At 34.9% G+C, this 16,487-nt stretch carries 21 protein-coding genes; 13 read left to right on the top strand and 8 right to left on the bottom strand.

Translation table 11 applies throughout. The features are described 5' to 3' along the window. The first annotated feature begins 113 nt into the window (after window positions 1-113). From AEQSU_RS01030 to AEQSU_RS01010, 5 genes are all read left to right on the top strand, one after another. Window positions 114-692 carry an outer membrane beta-barrel protein gene (locus AEQSU_RS01030; protein WP_042492208.1) on the top strand — a complete coding sequence of 193 codons (579 nt, stop codon included), beginning with the start codon at window positions 114-116 and terminating at the stop codon, window positions 690-692. 90 nt (window positions 693-782) lie between these two features. Beyond that, window positions 783-1,547, top strand: a complete 765-nt coding sequence (locus tag AEQSU_RS01025) for an exodeoxyribonuclease III (RefSeq protein ID WP_014780994.1) — start codon at window positions 783-785, stop codon at window positions 1,545-1,547. Window positions 1,548-1,730: 183 nt separating this feature from the next. Further along, on the top strand, window positions 1,731-2,363 hold the full coding sequence (locus AEQSU_RS01020) for a Crp/Fnr family transcriptional regulator (protein WP_014780993.1): 633 nt from the start codon (window positions 1,731-1,733) through the stop codon (window positions 2,361-2,363). Window positions 2,364-2,472: 109 nt separating this feature from the next. After that, on the top strand, window positions 2,473-2,889 hold the full coding sequence (locus AEQSU_RS01015; protein WP_014780992.1) for a c-type cytochrome: 417 nt from the start codon (window positions 2,473-2,475) through the stop codon (window positions 2,887-2,889). Window positions 2,890-2,994: 105 nt separating this feature from the next. After that, window positions 2,995-3,576: a methyltransferase domain-containing protein gene (locus AEQSU_RS01010; RefSeq protein ID WP_014780991.1), complete on the top strand. Its 582-nt coding sequence runs from the start codon at window positions 2,995-2,997 to the stop codon at window positions 3,574-3,576. 9 nt (window positions 3,577-3,585) lie between these two features. Here AEQSU_RS01010 and upp read toward each other — a convergent pair whose 3' ends face one another. Next, a complete protein-coding gene (upp, locus tag AEQSU_RS01005) occupies window positions 3,586-4,239 on the bottom strand; it encodes a uracil phosphoribosyltransferase (protein ID WP_014780990.1) in 654 nt (217 codons plus the stop codon). Between the two features lie 343 nt (window positions 4,240-4,582). Here upp and AEQSU_RS01000 point away from each other — a divergent pair, with 343 nt between their 5' ends. Further along, window positions 4,583-5,332, top strand: a complete 750-nt coding sequence (locus tag AEQSU_RS01000) for a hypothetical protein (RefSeq protein ID WP_014780989.1) — start codon at window positions 4,583-4,585, stop codon at window positions 5,330-5,332. Between the two features lie 314 nt (window positions 5,333-5,646). Here the strand turns inward: AEQSU_RS01000 and AEQSU_RS00995 are convergent, their stop codons facing one another. From AEQSU_RS00995 to AEQSU_RS00980, 4 genes are all read right to left on the bottom strand, one after another. Beyond that, window positions 5,647-6,309, bottom strand: a complete 663-nt coding sequence (locus AEQSU_RS00995; protein WP_014780988.1) for a nucleotidyl transferase AbiEii/AbiGii toxin family protein — start codon at window positions 6,307-6,309, stop codon at window positions 5,647-5,649. Window positions 6,310-6,319: 10 nt separating this feature from the next. Next, window positions 6,320-6,802, bottom strand: coding sequence for a helix-turn-helix transcriptional regulator (locus AEQSU_RS00990; protein ID WP_014780987.1), 483 nt, complete (start codon window positions 6,800-6,802; stop codon window positions 6,320-6,322). 599 nt (window positions 6,803-7,401) lie between these two features. After that, window positions 7,402-7,695, bottom strand: a complete 294-nt coding sequence (locus AEQSU_RS00985) for a GIY-YIG nuclease family protein (RefSeq protein ID WP_157429236.1) — start codon at window positions 7,693-7,695, stop codon at window positions 7,402-7,404. Between the two features lie 1,237 nt (window positions 7,696-8,932). After that, window positions 8,933-9,478 carry an RNA polymerase sigma-70 factor gene (locus tag AEQSU_RS00980; protein ID WP_014780985.1) on the bottom strand — a complete coding sequence of 182 codons (546 nt, stop codon included), beginning with the start codon at window positions 9,476-9,478 and terminating at the stop codon, window positions 8,933-8,935. A 406-nt stretch (window positions 9,479-9,884) separates the two neighbouring features. Here AEQSU_RS00980 and AEQSU_RS00975 point away from each other — a divergent pair, with 406 nt between their 5' ends. The 7 genes from AEQSU_RS00975 (at window position 9,885) to AEQSU_RS16565 (ending at window position 14,815) form a co-directional block, all read left to right on the top strand. Further along, window positions 9,885-10,160 carry a helix-turn-helix transcriptional regulator gene (locus tag AEQSU_RS00975; protein WP_014780984.1) on the top strand — a complete coding sequence of 92 codons (276 nt, stop codon included), beginning with the start codon at window positions 9,885-9,887 and terminating at the stop codon, window positions 10,158-10,160. A gap of 133 nt (window positions 10,161-10,293) precedes the next feature. Then, complete coding sequence (locus AEQSU_RS00970) at window positions 10,294-10,989, top strand: hypothetical protein (RefSeq protein WP_014780983.1); 696 nt, start codon at window positions 10,294-10,296, stop codon at window positions 10,987-10,989. Between the two features lie 176 nt (window positions 10,990-11,165). After that, entirely contained in the window at window positions 11,166-11,423 is a 258-nt protein-coding gene (locus AEQSU_RS00965) for a DUF4238 domain-containing protein (protein ID WP_014780982.1), read from the top strand. Between the two features lie 317 nt (window positions 11,424-11,740). After that, window positions 11,741-12,784, top strand: coding sequence for a hypothetical protein (locus AEQSU_RS00960; protein WP_014780981.1), 1,044 nt, complete (start codon window positions 11,741-11,743; stop codon window positions 12,782-12,784). Between the two features lie 233 nt (window positions 12,785-13,017). Next, the gene (locus tag AEQSU_RS00955; RefSeq protein WP_014780980.1) at window positions 13,018-13,944 is read left to right on the top strand and encodes a hypothetical protein; all 927 of its coding nucleotides are present in this window, start codon (window positions 13,018-13,020) and stop codon (window positions 13,942-13,944) included. 96 nt (window positions 13,945-14,040) lie between these two features. Continuing rightward, window positions 14,041-14,307 (top strand): hypothetical protein, encoded by a 267-nt coding sequence (locus AEQSU_RS16570; protein WP_014780979.1) that lies wholly within the window; start codon window positions 14,041-14,043, stop codon window positions 14,305-14,307. Between the two features lie 361 nt (window positions 14,308-14,668). Beyond that, the gene (locus tag AEQSU_RS16565) at window positions 14,669-14,815 is read left to right on the top strand and encodes a hypothetical protein (RefSeq protein ID WP_014780977.1); all 147 of its coding nucleotides are present in this window, start codon (window positions 14,669-14,671) and stop codon (window positions 14,813-14,815) included. Window positions 14,816-15,132: 317 nt separating this feature from the next. Here the strand turns inward: AEQSU_RS16565 and AEQSU_RS16560 are convergent, their stop codons facing one another. Genes AEQSU_RS16560 through AEQSU_RS00945 form a run of 3 tightly spaced genes read right to left on the bottom strand, consistent with a single transcriptional unit; the run spans window position 15,133 to window position 16,487 of the window. After that, on the bottom strand, window positions 15,133-15,504 hold the full coding sequence (locus AEQSU_RS16560; protein ID WP_157429235.1) for a hypothetical protein: 372 nt from the start codon (window positions 15,502-15,504) through the stop codon (window positions 15,133-15,135). After that, entirely contained in the window at window positions 15,501-15,983 is a 483-nt protein-coding gene (locus AEQSU_RS00950) for a thermonuclease family protein (RefSeq protein ID WP_014780976.1), read from the bottom strand. Before AEQSU_RS00950 ends, AEQSU_RS16560 begins: the two co-directional genes overlap by 4 nt. Window positions 15,984-15,986: 3 nt before the next feature. Then, window positions 15,987-16,487: a hypothetical protein gene (locus tag AEQSU_RS00945; protein WP_014780975.1), complete on the bottom strand. Its 501-nt coding sequence runs from the start codon at window positions 16,485-16,487 to the stop codon at window positions 15,987-15,989.

Raw genomic sequence — 16,487 nt, 5'->3', positions numbered from 1 at the left:
GAGTGATTGGTATTTTAATTAACTAAAAAACAGTTTTAAACTGACTTAAGTCATAGTTAAAGATTTTTTTTCAAAGTAATTTGGGTTAGAATTTAATGAGAACCCAAAACACAATGAAAAAACACATTTTATTGATAGCTACAGCAATCCTTCTGATTTCATTCACTGCAAAAACACAGGAAAAATGGTCAATGGAGTTTAGACCGGGTTTAAATTTCCCCACAAGTGATTCTGGTAATATCGATTCAAAAGTAGGATATGGTTTTGAACTTATAGGCGCCTATAAATTAATGCCTCACTTAGCTGTTTACGCAGGCTGGGGTTTAAATCAATTTAAAGGAGACGATAGATTATTAAAAGAAAATTTCACTTTTGAAGAAACAGGATTTACCTTTGGTTTCCAGATTATCCGCCCCATTGGAACTTCAGCATTTTCTTATTTAGCAAAAGCAGGAGCAGTGTACAACCATATACAACTGGAAAATAATTCCAACACTATTAATGCGGATTCGGGTTACGGATTTGGATGGCAAGCGGCATTGGGTGTTGATTATGAATTTGCCTCAAATCTCTCTTTTAGACCTGAGATTAGATATCGTTCACTTTCAAGAGATGCGGAAATCGCTAATGTGGAAACAGAGCTTAAACTCAATTATATTTCCTTCGGAATAGGCTTGGCTTGGGAATTTTGATTTTTTGAGAATTCAGTTTACATATTTCATAAACATATTATTGGAAATTCAATAGGCCTTTCTGATATTTACAAAAAGATAAACTAAACGATGAAAATAATCTCTTGGAATGTAAATGGCGTAAGAGCAATCACTAAAAAAGATTTTTTTGATGATATCTCTAAAATGGATCCGGATGTTCTTTGTCTTCAAGAAACAAAAGCGCAGAACGAGGAAGTTGAGGAAGCTTTGTCTGAAATGACAGATTATCACCAATATTATAATTCGGCAGAAAGAAAGGGATATTCTGGAGTTGCTATTTTGAGTAAAAAAGAACCGATATCAGTTACTTATGATATGGGAATTGCAGAGCACGATACAGAAGGACGCGTAATCTGCGCAGAATATGATACCTTCTATTTGGTGAACGTTTACGTTCCTAATTCGGGACAAAAATTGGAAAGACTAGATTATAGAAAAGGTTGGGATACCGATTTTCATAACTATCTCAAAAATATAGAGAAAACGAAATCTGTAATCCTCTGTGGCGACTTAAATGTTGCACATCAAGCCATTGATCTTAAAAATGACAAAGCAAATTACAATAAAACCGCGGGCTACACGCAAATAGAAATTGATGGGATGGACAACTTTCTAAATGAAGGTTTTGTAGATACATTTAGACACTTCCATCCAGAAACAGTTGCTTACACCTATTGGAGCTATCGTTTTAAATCTAGAGAGCGAAACACTGGATGGCGAATAGATTATTTTTTAGTTAGCAACCCTTTGGTTGAAAAAGTAAATAAAGTAGAAATATTATCGGAATATTTTGGCTCCGATCATTGCCCCATTAAGCTTGAAATTGGAATTTAGTGCGTGTTCTAATTTTATAGCTTTTTATTTAAAGATTAAAAAGGGAGTGTTGTTTCCATAACAAAATTCAATTTCTATTGATACTTAGAAACAATTCGAACCATCTGAACCAGACAAAAATTCTAAATAACAAATTTAAAATCGGTATTTTCGTTCTTTATACTCTGCCAATAAAACTTTTTCATGATTGATAATATTAGAGAAAATTTCACTCATATTTTTGAAGAAGCACTCATTCTGGAAATCAATGAGGTAGGTGTTTTAAAAGAAGTAGTAGAAGGCGAAAAATTGATAGAAATTGGTGATTATGTGAGGTCTATGCCTCTGCTAATTTCGGGTGCAATTAAAATTTTGAGAGAAGATGATAATGGAGACGAACTATTGCTCTATTTCTTAGAGCGCGGCGATACTTGCGCAATGACTTTAACTTGTTGTTTAGGTCAGAAAAAGAGCGAAATTCGGGCAATTGCGGAACTTGACACAACATTAATTATGATTCCCATCCAAAAAATGGAGGAATGGACGGGCAAGTATAAAAGTTGGCGGAATTTTGTATTTCAAAGTTACCAAAAACGCCTTACCGAAATGCTTGAAACCATTGACAGCATTGCGTTTCTTAATATGGATGAGCGCCTCGTAAAATACCTTCAGAATAAGCAAAAGGTAACCAATGATTCTGTGATTAATTCCACACATCAGGAAATTGCTTATGAGCTTAACACATCTCGTGTAGTGGTTTCGCGCTTGCTTAAAAAGCTTGAATCTCTTGGGAAAATAGAACTCTATAGAAATAGTATTCAGATAGTTTCGCTTTAATTTTGCTAATCAGAGCTTTCTTTATATTTGCTGGAATTCTAACTTTTGTTAGCATTAATAATACTCTGTTACATAAATTTTAATTTGTTCACAACCTAAAACTTGATATATGAGATTTTTAGCAACACTTTTTTTCATAATACTTTTAGCGGCTTGTAATAATCAAAATCACAGTAGTTATTTGACAATAACTGAAAAGAATGAAAGTGTTGAATTTAAACTGAGCCAAGAACATCCTGGAAAAAAATTAATGGAAAACAACTGTTATGCTTGCCACAATCCGAAATCTACAGAGGAAGAAATGATGGCACCGCCAATGATTGCAGTGAAAATGAATTATATTTCTGAAGATACTTCAAAAGAAGATTTTGTAGCGGAAATAATTGAATGGACTAAAAATCCTTCTTCGGAAAAATCAAAAATGCCAGAAGAAGTTAAGAAATTTGGCTTGATGCCTTATCAATTTTATCCAGAGAACACTATTCGCCAAATAGCCGATTATATGTATGACAATGAAATAGAATAATCTGAATAGTTTGAGGATCACTGCAAATTAATGTGAGTTGATCCCTTAACAAAGAAAGACAAAAAGAGATAATTAGAATTAGTTGTATAAATTGAAAAATGACTTATGAAAGATCTAGAATCTTTTTGGAATCAAAAATATCTTAGCGGCGAAACAGGCTGGGATATTGGCTATGTTTCTACACCTTTAAAAGAATATATTGATCGACTTTCAGATAAAAACCTGAAAATATTAATTCCAGGCGGCGGTAATTCATGCGAGACGGAATATCTTTTTGATAAAGGATTCAACAACGTTTTTGTGATTGATATCTCTTCGATTCCTTTAAAGAATTTGTCAAAACGAATTCCTTCCTTTCCTAAGAAAAATCTTTTGCATTCAGACTTTTTTAAACTTCAAGATACTTTCGATCTGATTCTGGAACAAACCTTTTTTTGTGCCTTAGAACCGGAACTTCGAAGAGATTACGTATCAAAAATGCTTCAATTATTAAAACCTTATGGGAAATTGGTTGGATTGCTTTTCAACATTCCTTTAAACAATGACAAGCCACCTTTCGGAGGAAGCGAAAGTGAATATCGCACTCTTTTTTCAGAAGAATTTAAAATTGAAAAGATGGAGAGTGCTTATAATTCAATACCACCGCGAGCTGGCAGTGAATTGTTTTTTACACTCACCAAGAAATAATTTGAAACTCTAGAGTTTTTCGCCAAAAGCAAGATCACCGGCATCGCCAAGTCCGGGAACTATATAGCCTCGACTATTTAGTGTGTCGTCCACGGCGGCAATCCAAAGATGGGTGTTTTCAGGGAAAATGGGTTTTATATATTCAATGCCAGGTTTGGCACCAATAATTGAAAGAATATGAATCTGCTTGGGCGTGCCGTGCTTTTCAAAAGCTTTCAAAACGTTTTCCAAGGTTTTTCCTGTTGCCAACATCGGGTCCGTTAAAATCAGCGTTTTATTTTCAATAGACGGGGAAGCTAAGTATTTCACGATTACTTCAAAATCATCATCGCCATCCGGATGATGCCTAAAAGCTGAAATAAAAGCATTTTCAGCCTTGTCAAAAAAATTCAGAATACCATTATGAAACGGTAAAGCAGCTCGTAATATGGAACAAACAACCAAATCATTTACGGGAACTCGCATTTCTTTTTCTCCCAATGGCGTCCTCACAAGTTGCGATTTATAATTCAAAGTTTTACTCATTTCGTAACTTAGAATTTCGCCAATGCGTTCAATGTTTTTTCGAAAACGCATCGAATCTTTTTGAATGGAAACATCGCGCATTTCCGAAATAAATTGGTTGAGAACTGACTTTTTGTTGCTAAAATCGTGAACTATCATAGTTTAACTTAATTGGTACGAAGTTATAATTTCTAAATGATGAATGGAATATTCAGTGCAAATAAAATTATGGGTTGTAATTAAATAACTATAAGCGTTTATTCTTTTAAGATACTATTTGCCTTATTTCTTAGCCGTTTTTTTTAAACTTAACTGATTTGGGTGTGTAAACCATTGAGTTTTTACAGAATGGTATTGATTTATATTAAATATGTAGTATTTTCTTAGCGGTTTAGACATACTATAAAGTTACTATATGTATACTTTAAACACACTATAAATATACTATATATTGTTTGAACTATAAATTATTTATTATCTTAGAAGCTTAAAAACCAGTATTATGGCGAAGCAAACAGGAACTATTAAGTTAAAAGGCACTATTGATGGTATTAATTATTATAAATCCAAAGTTGGGGGGCATCTGGCGCGGGCAGCTGGAGGTGGTTTCAGCAAGAATCCGAAAAATAAGGAGAGTTTAGTTCGGACTATGGAAAACGCAACGGAGTTTGGCCGGTGTAGTAGGACAAAGAAGGTTTTTCGGATTGCCCTTGCTCCCTTTTTATGCGTGCGCAAGGATGGAGCGTTGCATGGGCGGATGATACAATTGTTTACAAAGTTGAAGAATCTAGACCCTGTGAATAGCAGAGGTAAAAGGTGCGTGGGTGAAGGATTAAGAACACCTTTGGGAGTGGAGTTACTTGGCAGTTTTGTTTTTACTCCATCATGTAATGTGATTGAGGTATTGGCTGCTTCTTTAAACTTTGATTTTAATACCCGAACTCTTAGTGTTTCGAATTTTGATGTTAAGAACGTCAGTTTTCCTGCTGGGGCCACACATATTGCGCTCACTTTAGGACTTTTGCACTTTGATTTCAATACGTTGGAATTCAGTTTAAAGAATAGTTCACCGCTTTATATGGATAAACAGTATAGTGCAACTTCTTTTGAGATGAACACTGAATTACCTGATGTGGGTGGATTTGCCGTTGCGGTTTTGGGGATGAAGTTTTATCAAAAGGTGGAGAGTACTTATTATTTGTTTAAGAGTGCGAATGCTGTTGGGGTTGATGTTTTGGGGGTTGAGGTTTAGGGCTTGTGGTGGCCTCGATACTAATTTCAAAGCCGCTACGCTTTTTGAAATTTACTCGGACACCGTGGTGAATATAGTTTCGCTGCGCTTTTTGAAATTTACTCGGACACCGGGGAGATATTGCGGGGTGGCCTCGATATACTTCGACCCTTCGACAAGCTCAGGACAGGCAGGCTCAGCACGGGCTAATTTCAAAGTCGCTGCGCTTTTTTGAAATTCACGCGGACACCGTGATGAGTCTTGGTGATATTTGCTTGGACACCGTGGAGGTATAGCGTTTTGTTCTATTTGTAGTATAAGACTTATTTCCCAGATCAGACATTTCCATTTTTAGTATCTCTATAAGCTTCAACAATAGTAAGAATGTCATCCTTAATGAATTCCCAGTATTTACCTAATAAACAAATGGGATCAAAATCATCATCTGCCTGTGAAAAATCTGTGAGATTGTGGAGTATCAGTTCTGCGTCGTGAGTATATGGATACCGCTGCTTGTGTAATGCTAGCATTTGTTCAATAGTGTAGTTGTCAAACAGCGCATGCAAATCCCAAAAATCCTTTTTTCGTCCCCCACGCAGGACCACATCTAATTTCATTGCAATAATTTCCGTTACTGTGGCCAGACGAATTGAATCGATTAATAACAGGGGTTCTATAAAAGTATCAGTATGGTAAACATCCAGCTTTACAGCATTATTCTTATTTTCTCCTATAAAATAAGATTTACCGATTGCAGGAGCTATATCTAGGTGGTCAACATATGGAAAATGCGCTTTTAGGTATGCTGTTATCCCTTCAAAATCTATTGTGCCGTAGGGAACATCACTAAAAAGATCTATATCCACAGACTCCCGGTGGCCTATTTGAAGACTAAGGGAAGTACCACCAACAAGTCTGAAGCTACTGAATTCTTTGGCAGTCATTAACTGCAATAAGCAATTGCGAAGTAAATTGTTTACTGTGTTGTAGTGTAGCATCTTCCATAGTTTAGTTGGCGGAAAGTGTATAAGGTTTTCTGCTTATTGAATTCAACACATCATCTACTTTCTGTTTACCATAGAAACGAATAATCTCACTTTTCTCAATTTCATTACCACGTTCAAATATTCTTTTAATAACTGCTTTATATTGTTTTTTCCAATCAATATGGTTAATAGCTGTATCCCAAAAAAGTGATTTGCGCAGTAAAGCAAGATTAGGGGTTTCAGGATGCTGTTTTTCTTTTTCTATACGGATATCGTAATAGGTCTGAAGGATTGCCAAGATGCCTTCCTCCAATCCCATTTTTTCCTCAATCTTAAGTGCCAAAGCTGTGTTTAGGCTTCTCTTGCCTTTAGTTATGGCATTCAATGTTTGCGGATGCTCATTTATAGCAATAGCAAAGGGGCGTTGTTTTAGGGAACGTTTTTTAAATTCACGTTCCAAAACAATCCCTGGGTGTATGCCTTTATATTTTAGTAGTGTATCCATACTGCAAATATAAACAAATTTGTTTACATTTTGTGTTCAATATTCCTGACATACAAAATTTATAGCCTAAGTTCTAGTGTTGGGTTTGAGGTTTTAGGTTGTCAGTCTTTATGAGTTAGACGTGAGACGGTTGCGTGGCCTCGATACACTTCGCTCTTTGAAATTCACTCGGACACCCGGGAAATATTGCATTGGTGTCCTCGATACTAATTTCAAAGCCGCTGCGCTCTTTTGAAATTCACTCGGACACCTTGGATATTATTGCTTCGATTTTTATAGACCTAATTATAAAAGCTCCTTCCCCTCAGCAAAAACTTTAATAAAATAGCTGCATCATAATAGGGGAAGGTGGCCACCGGCGAAATATTTTAATAAAAAATTAGAAACTTTATGCGGTGGACGTAAGGGGTGGCCTCGATACACTTCGACAGGCTCAGCACAGGCAAATTTCAAAGCCGCTGCGCTTTTTTGAAATTCACTCGGACACCATGATGATTTGTTTTGTGGTGGCCTCGATACAAATTTCAAAGGCGCGTCGCTTTTTTGAAATTCACTCGGACACCGGGGAGGTTTAGCCTTGAATTTTAGAATTTACTCAGTTACCCAGGATATGAAAATTTAATTTCTGAAGATTTTTTAGCCAATTCAGGTAATAAATAATTTTCTCCGGAGATTAATGCTTCTTTCTTTTTTCGAGACCATCGCTGTACTTGTTTTTCTCTGTAAAAGGCTAAATCTATTCTATCATATTCTTCAAAATAAATCAGTTTGACTGGTAGCCTGTTTTTTGTGTAATTTGATCCTTCACCTGTTTGATGTTGGATGAATCTTAATTCCAAATCTTTTGTGCTTCCTGTATAATAGGTGCAATCATTGCATAGTAATATGTACATAAAGCCGTTGGCCATATTATAAAATTAGTGAATATTTGGGGATTTGGTGGCCTCGATACTAATTCCAATTCGCTGCGCTCTTTGGAATTCACTCGGACACCGGGGAGGTTTGGATGGTGGTGGCCTCGATACTAATTTGAATTTGCTGTCGCTGCTTAAAATTCACTCGGACACCGTGATGATTTGGTTTGTGGTGGCCTCGATACTAATTTGAATTTGCTGTCGCTGCTTCAAATTCACTCGGTCACCGGGTAGGTTTTGGTGCTGGTGTCCTCGATACTAATTTGAATCTGCTAACGCTGGTTCAAATTCACTCGGACACCGTCATGATCTTTACTTTTTTTAACGCAATGCAGGTCCCTGAGTGGCCGACGATAGGAGGTTGTATCGAAGGGACCGAGATTGGTGGCCTCGACACTAATTTCAAAACCGCTTCGCTTTTTTGAAATTCACTCGGGCACCGTGATGAATATAGTTTCGCTGCGCTTTTTGAAATTTACGCGGACAGGGGGGGGAGAACCTTACTTTGATTTTACTTGTGGGTGCTAGAGGTTTGCAATGAATTAAAATTTTAGCCATTACGGTTTTCCGTAAAATACTTACCGGAGTTAGAATTAGCTTTGAATAGATTTTAAGTTAAACCCTTATTATTTAATTTAGAAATAACTAATAGTGAAGACCGGAAATCACTTATAAAACTGATGAACTTTAGAGCTAAACCACCATAGACAAAATTTAAGACCGATCAGGAAAATTATTTATTCCATTTAGGTGGAGAATTAGTCTTTTTACTTTAATTCTAACTATTGAGGACACGAGCGGGACGCTCGCGCCAGCGTGGGGACATGAGCGGGACGCTTGCGCCAGCGGGGGTAATTCCACTTCCATATTTAGGCGTCGTAAGGCAAGGTAATTGGCTTCGCTTTAATGCCAATATACCTGATAATTCTTGTTACCCGTCCAAATTAGGGTCGGGGTCTTTCTGTTCTGGGCATATACCAATGGGGAGTTCCGATTGTACAGCTCCTTACCTTCATAAAAACTTTTGCCCATTTGTTACTGTTGATTTTCAGAGTGCCAATGTTCCTCAATGCCGGTGTCCCTGTTTATGGTGTGATAAGTTGTTGTAAGATCAAATATCTCTGCGCCCACAACTGCAGCTGAAAATATATTGGTCTGTGAGATAATAAAAGCAACCTGAAGCAATTGGATTTATTAAAAAACGTTTAGGACGCTATTATGGAAAAAATGAAAATAAATATTTTAAAGGAGCCAATAGACCTTTAAGTTTTTGATAGGCGAGACTTTTTTGGGTTCTTACCGTACTCGGGGTGATATTGAGTTCTTCGGCAATTTCATTCGTGGTATACTTGTTTAGGGAAAGCGTGATGACTTTGGCTGATTTTTTTGGGAGTGTATTTATGGCCTTATATAGCTGATTATAGGTTTCTGCCGTAACTATTTCCGAATAAAAATATTCTTCGGATTGTTGCATTGTCAAATCTAAGGGGTTGGCATTCGCTATTGTTTTGTAGTGCTTGCTTTTTAAGTAATTAAGACAATGGTTTTTAACCGTGGTATAAAAGTAGGCTTTGGTAGTGTTGAGGTGTGTAAATGCTGGCTGCTTCTCCCAGATTTTAATAAACACCTCCTGAACGATGTCTTTGGAAGTATCCATGTCGTTGAGGTACTTATTGGCAAATAGGCAAAGGGGTGGATAGAGCGCATCAAAGAGCGATCTATACCCCGCCAATTTTTTGAGATGTGATGTACCATTAGGCATAGCATTGCTATTTTAGAGGAAATTAATTTTCCCAGCGCTATCTGCACCGTTTTATCTTATAAACAAGACAGTTGAATATAGCTACACCACAATACTACCTGGTTTTAAAACCCATAGAAAAAAGTAGGTGCGGAACTCAACTTATTGCGTTAGAGGTACTAGTTACCTTGAGACAATAAGAGAGCCCACGCCCGGGTCGTGAGCAATCTGCTTATCATCTCGTTCCTAAAATTACCAGTTTTCAATCCGAGAATCAAAGCGAAAGCTTCTAATGTTTTGCTCTTAGAAGAATCGCAAATTTATATTATAAAAACAAATATAATAAAAAATACTTAACGGTAAGATATATCATACCATAAATATTATTAATAAGTAAGAAATTTATCAATAGTTAAAGAGAATCAAAGTGACTGAGAAGGAAAAAATTGGTAATTACTTATTTAAATTAAGGGAGAAAATTCCTAGTAAAGAATATAATAAACCTCATATTTCTCAACAGGAACTGGCAGATAATCATCCTGGGTTAACTAAATTTACAATTGGTTCTATCGAAAGAGGTGAAGGTAATACTACTTTAGATAAATTAATTCTATTTGCGCAGGGATTAAATTTAAAGAAAGTTAATCTATTCGATATGCAAATTGATGTCGAAAAATACATTAAGGAACTGAAAGAAAAATAAATAAATTAAGAAGTACTTATTATTCTCCCCAATATTAAACCCACTCCTACAGTTTTCCGTAATGGGTGGGTTTGTGTTTGTTTTATATTTGAAAAATAACATTCATTGTAATAAGCCTCAATAATATTATTAAATGAATACATTACAAAAAATTGAAGACCGTTTTGATGAACATTTACGAACAGTGGATGAATTAATATCATTTGATAAAATCATTCTTGATTTATGTATAAATCATATTGAAAATTTAAATGAAAGATTAAAATCTGGCCCCTTTGAAATAAATAACCCTTTGTATTTAGCTGAAGGAACTTTGCAGACTATGAAAACGGTTAGAGAAAATAACTCACTGAGAATTAAATATCTTTCAATGTTCAATTCATGCTTGGTTTTACAAGTTTCATATTTCACCTCTATAGTTGATGACATTTTTAAGCATACGATTTACAGATTAAATTCCCATAATCAAAGACCCGATTTAGATATAAAATTGATAAAGCAAAACAATGATGTCAATTTCCAAAATATGAATTCTATTATGAAAACATATAAGAAATATCTTAATATTGAAATAAAAAAGGATTCAATCTGTAATACTATAATATTGGCTCAATGTTCAAGACATGCAATAGTGCATTCATTGGGTTTCGCGGATCAGAAATTTATTAATCAGATAAATCCAGCAAGGCCAAGAGATATTAAGCTCCAAATTGAACCAAACGAAAAAATTCAATATTCGTCTTCCGAACTCCAATTCGTTAAGTATGCTATGCAAGAATTTGTTTCAAAACTTTGTGAAAGTATATATGAGAAACATAATGTTAAATAAATTCCACTCTAAGATTAAAAAATCTCTTTACGGTTTACCGTCGTGGTTAGTTTTGTATTTGTTATAAATTTGGAAACAAATTAAAGAAAAATTTTTAAAAATTTGTGCATTGACAACCCTATTGGAGAACTAAACCTAGCTAAGTTGGTAGTATAAAAAAGTTGTGCAACATTCGAATGAGTATCCCTAGAAACCATCATTTTGTATCTCAAGTTCATATAAATAACTTTTTCAATTCCGAAAAGGGAAAATTTTTCATCTACGATAAACTTTTAGATAATCACTACTTCAAAACAACTAGTAAATCAGTTTGTAGTGAAATAGATTTGAATTCAAAATATGACAATGGAAACCTTGACTATATTTCATTGGAGAAAGACTTAAATGAAGAATACTTAAAATACTTTATTAAAAAAGTCGTAAAACAAAGATAGTAACCGTTGCACAAGCCCATAATTCTTAAAAACTAAAAAAAATATATGCCGCTTTCCATTGTTTATTTTTTGATAACTTCTTAAAATGAAATAGTTTACCATTTAATTCGGCAAAAATTTTATATTTGGTATTCTCCCTAGTTAAATAAGCCCCTTTACGGATTTCCGTAATGTGTGAGTTTTTGTTTGTTCTATATTTGCATAAATATGGCTCATAGGCAAATTAAAAGCATATTAGCACTTAGCATATCGGTAATTATATAAAAGATAATAAATAGGGCATATAAAAAAGTTGTTCTCAATGTTGAAAGAATCTTATGGCTGAAATTGAAAACCTTAAATATTTTGTGCTTTTGGAAGAGTTTGAAACGTCCGATAAGCTAATTAAACTAGGTTTCGGCGAATTACAAAATATAAACTTGAGTAACAGTTTTTACTTTCTTCCCTTTCAGCTTTTATCGCAGGGTTTTGAAAGATTTATGAAAGCATATATTTGCTTAGGTCATTTCCATCTGCACAAAGAACTTCCGAATTTCAAATATCTTAAAGAATTAGGGCACGATTTAGAGAAATTGTTGAGCGAAATAATTGATAATTATTATTTTGATTTTAACCGAACGCAATATGATTTAGACGAGGATTTTATAAAAAATGATTCCGAATTACGTCAATTGCTGTTTATTCTTTCAGAGTTTGGCAAACTATCTCGCTATCATAATTTCGATATAATTACAGATAATAGCAAAATTGGAGTTAACACAAATAAACTCTGGGAAAAATTTGAGAACAGTATTCTTACTTCAAATGATTATGAAAATCTCATAGACCTTGATTTGGCTCAAGAAGTATATCACAAAATTTCGAACCACATAATCATCATATTTGAAAAATTTGTTTCCGCACTTTCAAGACAATTTGTATTTAAGTGTTTAGGTCAACGAGGATTGGCAATAACGGCTTCGACTTTTATGGATTTTGGATTGCTGTACGATAAAGATTTTGGAACAAAAGATTATAGAAAACAAACAACCAAATATAAAGAGACGCCAAAAAAGGTACATAGACGAACAGTTGTCGATGAAGTTCAACGAAAAACAGATCCTAACTTCAAATGGAAAAAAATTAATAAATCAGAATATGATGGAGATTGGCCATTTTACGCAGATGATGTGATAATTGAGTGTCGGCAAAGGCACTGGTGTATTATTACTATCGATGGACACGATTACGCATTGAATGGCTCTGCTAAAGGACGATATAAATTGGAAAATCCCCATGATGCTGGAATGGCGATTATGGGAAAGAGTATTTCTGATTTTATTAAAATGGCATTGGAATTAAATACCTCGAATAAGCATTAAGCAAACAGAAACCCTGCACAACCCCATAATTTTTAAAAACCAAACTAATATAAGCCGCTTTAAGAGGCTTTTTTTGGTTATCTTCTAAAGATTAAATAGATAGCCACTTTATTTAACAAAAAATTTTATATTTGGTATTCTCCCCGATTAAAATGCACGCTTTTACGGTTTTCCGTAAACTGCTTTGTACATTTATAATTACATTTGAAAATATGAATGCTTAGAAATCTCCAATGAAAAGAAAGCTTATCATCACCTTGTTTTTTATTTCAATGTTGCAGTTTAGTTTCGGTCAAGAATTTAAAATTGTCAGAGAAACCAAAAAATTGATTGATAGTAGAGACATTTACCTCAATGGTGGAACACGTGCAGAGTTTGGAGGAAAATCTCGCACCTCTATAAAGATTGATTTGCCTCCTAATACGGTGGAATGGTACTATAGCTTTACTACTACTAAAGGGGAAAGCGGTACTGGAAATCTTAACTTGGCTATACAGCTGGCCTCTATGCTAATGGATCCAAGTGGCCTTACTTCACAAACTATTTCTATAGTTAAGGTACCAGAAGGAGTAGCTGCTGTTGATATTTACTTAGTAGATCAAATAAATGTGCAACTTTTTCTACAAAAAGTGGATGCGAATGGTGGAACCTTTCTTCAATATCCAGAAGGAATGGTGCAAAACACAAAACAAGCAATTGTAAAAGTTGATGATATAAAACGAGGCACTTGCTATTTAGGCTTAATGAACCCCAGTTCACTGGATGCAATTAAAATAAATATTGAAGTAGTAGCAATTACCGAAACTAGAATAAAGATTGCAAAAACGGAGGAACAAGAAAAAGCAGAAATGTATGGCGTCTTGGCAAAAACACAATTTGATAATGGAGCATATGATAAATGTGTTGAATATTGTGATAAAGCAATGGCTGAATATGAATTGGGGTGGGTTTTAGCTACTAAAGGGCTTGCTCAACTGATACTTGACAAGGAAATAGAGGGTACAGAAACTTATATTAACGCAATCACGCTGGTTAAAAAACAACCTAATTCAAACCGTGTTCTTAGGGATATGATTAAAAACATTGACAATGCCTTAAAAATAAAGCCTGAATTAAAGGGAGCAGAAGAAATTAGGGGGTTGATTGAGCAACAAAAGTAATTACTACCTTTTTAAAAGTTTTGAATTACGGTTTTCCGTAAAAGATGGCTTTGCGATTGTTTTATTTTTGGAGTACAATAATTAACTAATACAAAAATGAAAAGTCAAAAAATTATATTTCTCTTGCTCCTCATCACACTGACTTGTGCCACCTCCTGTGCTCCAGCTGACTACACATACAGTAAATGTGGGTTTTTTTCGGGATTGTGGCATGGCTTCATCATTATATTTTCTCTCGTGGGTAAGTTATTTGGTGCTGATATTGGAATTTATGCAGAAAATAATACTGGATTTACTTATTGGTTGGGGTTTATTTTTGGAATAGGAGGACTTGGCGGTGGAGGTTCTGCTGCAAGAAGATAAAAGTTAGAAGGGCCTGCCTAAAACCAACAACCGAATTGATTTAAAATTAAAAGCCTCTTAATACAGAGGCTTTTAACTCTAGGCTAACTAAGTTAATCTTTGGGCTTGTGCTTGTGCGGTTTTAATCCGGGGTGTTTAGGTTTTGTCTCCGGTGTAACACGTCTTCTCTCGTCTGGTGTCCCATCCTCTTTTTTTGGTTTAGGACCGGGTTTAATTGCTTGGATTTTTTCCATCATTTTATTGTTTAAATTAATATGCATAAAATTACTTTGGAAAATAGTAACGTAGTTACGGGAAACCGTAAGGAAAGCTAAAATTTGGAAGGTATATTAGTTTTATTAACAATTTAAATCTCAAAATTATGGCAGTAAAACACACACCAACAGGAATTGTCCACAGTGGACATAAAGGCGGGAGCACGGGATGTGGAACCGATACCAAGGAAGAAGAAGACCATTGGGTAAACACCAATGATAAAATTACTTGTGATAAAAATGGGTGCAAGTAATAAGCATTTATTCTTATTGGGATGGGAGTGGAGTTTGAAATTATATTTTAAGCTTCACTCCCTTTTTGAATTAGTATATGAATTTAAAAATATTCATTCGTCGGGTTTTTTGGAATTTGGTAACCTCGTAATTCTTCGGCGAGCTCAGCACAGGCGAATTTTATTTCGCTTCGCTCACTAAAATTCACTCGGATACCGTGATGATTTTATTTAATGTGGATAGGTAGGTGAAGGGGTTCAAGGTTACCGAGTAAATTTGAAATGCGCTGATAATTTCAAATTTTTATTGAGGTTGCCCGACTGCTAAATTAATCGCATTAATGTTGATAGCAACGTCCTGAGGCATTTTTGGTCATACGTTTGCAACGCTTGCCGGCCTTTGTTTTGCTGGTGCACTGGGTGGCGGTGGTTTTTTGGGTAGCGGTTTCTTGCGATGATGTGTTTTGGTTTGACTGTGACACCAAATTTTGTATCTGCTTTGGACTGGAGTTTGGATTGCAAACAGAACAGGCTTGGTAGCCTAGGTTGATGGCTTGCTCCAGTGTGATTTCTTTTTTAGAGTATTTGAGATAATGGCAGGTGGCTGTGTGGTATTTTTCGCCTGTTTTGGTGGTGTAAACTGTTTGGGCGGGGCTTTTGGTGGAGCAGCCTATGAAAATCAGAAATAGGAGTAGTTGGAAAAATTTCATTTTTTGATTTTTTTCTTTTTATTATCTCGCCATTCCCAGGGCGGAATTGCCTTTGGATCTTGCCAGAGACCTATTTTGTTTTTTCTTGCCTTGTCCTCTATTTTTTGGAGTTCTACATCCTTGGAATATTTTATGTAATGCCAAGCCAAACCGTTTTTTACTAATTGGGAGCTTAAATTTAGTGAATCGTTATAGAATACATTGGCAATACTGCGCCTATATCTGTCTTTTTTTAAAACATCAATGCAGACCATTTTTCCAAAAATGCTCTGTGAAGTAAATTCTTTAGCTCTATTGGAGAATGGTTGCTTTTTTTCGGGGCAGTCTATGTTTGCTAGTCGCACTTTTATTACTGTGGAATCTTGGGTTAGGAGTTTAAAGGTGTCGCCGTCCATTATTCCTACTACTTTACCTGTTAGGGTTTGGGAGAGGCAAGGAATGAAAGAAAGTAATAAGATTAATAAAGTTATATTTTTCAAATTTTAAAAGATTGAATTACTTATTGGAATCATTTGTTGGGCAATTTGCTCTACAAAGTACCTTGTAATTATTGAAATGGAAATAGTTATCATAGAAAAGAAAATAACTTTTATTCGTTCTTCATTTACAATCCTATTATATATACCTTCTTTACCAATAAATAATTTGAATATATAGCGGCTTATAAATACAAGAAGAAAATAAACTACAACTAATAGTAATAGATACTGACCCAATAAAGGAGCAAATGATTTCCATAGGGGTAGTGTGGATATAGAATTCATTTTAATAATACCGTATGCGTAGAGAACGGATTGGGGCATGGCTGTGTATATTAGAATAAATGCGATGCTTAAAGTTGTTGTATAAATGGCAGCGGAGACATTGGTTATTTCAAAATCGTATTTTTTATAAACTCTTAGTATGGCAAATTTTAAGTATAGAATATAAAATAGGACACTAAAAAGTAATGCAACTGTAATTTCAAGGATTGAGGTTTTCAT

The sequence above is a fragment of the Aequorivita sublithincola DSM 14238 genome, assembly GCF_000265385.1.
GTDB lineage: Bacteria > Bacteroidota > Bacteroidia > Flavobacteriales > Flavobacteriaceae > Aequorivita > Aequorivita sublithincola.
Note: the sequence above shows the minus strand (reverse complement) of the source record. Positions and strands in the feature narration are given on the sequence as shown.

What these genes read in the sequence shown, in the direction of transcription:
- AEQSU_RS01030 (WP_042492208.1), top strand. Translation starts at nt 114, where the DNA reads ATGAAAAAACACATTTTATTGATAGCTACAGCAATCCTTCTGATTTCA.
- AEQSU_RS01025 (WP_014780994.1), top strand. Translation starts at nt 783, where the DNA reads ATGAAAATAATCTCTTGGAATGTAAATGGCGTAAGAGCAATCACTAAA.
- AEQSU_RS01020 (WP_014780993.1), top strand. Translation starts at nt 1,731, where the DNA reads ATGATTGATAATATTAGAGAAAATTTCACTCATATTTTTGAAGAAGCA.
- AEQSU_RS01015 (WP_014780992.1), top strand. Translation starts at nt 2,473, where the DNA reads ATGAGATTTTTAGCAACACTTTTTTTCATAATACTTTTAGCGGCTTGT.
- AEQSU_RS01010 (WP_014780991.1), top strand. Translation starts at nt 2,995, where the DNA reads ATGAAAGATCTAGAATCTTTTTGGAATCAAAAATATCTTAGCGGCGAA.
- upp (WP_014780990.1), bottom strand. Translation starts at nt 4,239, where the DNA reads ATGATAGTTCACGATTTTAGCAACAAAAAGTCAGTTCTCAACCAATTT.
- AEQSU_RS01000 (WP_014780989.1), top strand. Translation starts at nt 4,583, where the DNA reads ATGGCGAAGCAAACAGGAACTATTAAGTTAAAAGGCACTATTGATGGT.
- AEQSU_RS00995 (WP_014780988.1), bottom strand. Translation starts at nt 6,309, where the DNA reads ATGCTACACTACAACACAGTAAACAATTTACTTCGCAATTGCTTATTG.
- AEQSU_RS00990 (WP_014780987.1), bottom strand. Translation starts at nt 6,802, where the DNA reads ATGGATACACTACTAAAATATAAAGGCATACACCCAGGGATTGTTTTG.
- AEQSU_RS00985 (WP_157429236.1), bottom strand. Translation starts at nt 7,695, where the DNA reads ATGTACATATTACTATGCAATGATTGCACCTATTATACAGGAAGCACA.
- AEQSU_RS00980 (WP_014780985.1), bottom strand. Translation starts at nt 9,478, where the DNA reads ATGCCTAATGGTACATCACATCTCAAAAAATTGGCGGGGTATAGATCG.
- AEQSU_RS00970 (WP_014780983.1), top strand. Translation starts at nt 10,294, where the DNA reads ATGAATACATTACAAAAAATTGAAGACCGTTTTGATGAACATTTACGA.
- AEQSU_RS00965 (WP_014780982.1), top strand. Translation starts at nt 11,166, where the DNA reads ATGAGTATCCCTAGAAACCATCATTTTGTATCTCAAGTTCATATAAAT.
- AEQSU_RS00960 (WP_014780981.1), top strand. Translation starts at nt 11,741, where the DNA reads ATGGCTGAAATTGAAAACCTTAAATATTTTGTGCTTTTGGAAGAGTTT.
- AEQSU_RS00955 (WP_014780980.1), top strand. Translation starts at nt 13,018, where the DNA reads ATGAAAAGAAAGCTTATCATCACCTTGTTTTTTATTTCAATGTTGCAG.
- AEQSU_RS16570 (WP_014780979.1), top strand. Translation starts at nt 14,041, where the DNA reads ATGAAAAGTCAAAAAATTATATTTCTCTTGCTCCTCATCACACTGACT.
- AEQSU_RS16565 (WP_014780977.1), top strand. Translation starts at nt 14,669, where the DNA reads ATGGCAGTAAAACACACACCAACAGGAATTGTCCACAGTGGACATAAA.
- AEQSU_RS16560 (WP_157429235.1), bottom strand. Translation starts at nt 15,504, where the DNA reads ATGAAATTTTTCCAACTACTCCTATTTCTGATTTTCATAGGCTGCTCC.
- AEQSU_RS00945 (WP_014780975.1), bottom strand. Translation starts at nt 16,487, where the DNA reads ATGAAAACCTCAATCCTTGAAATTACAGTTGCATTACTTTTTAGTGTC.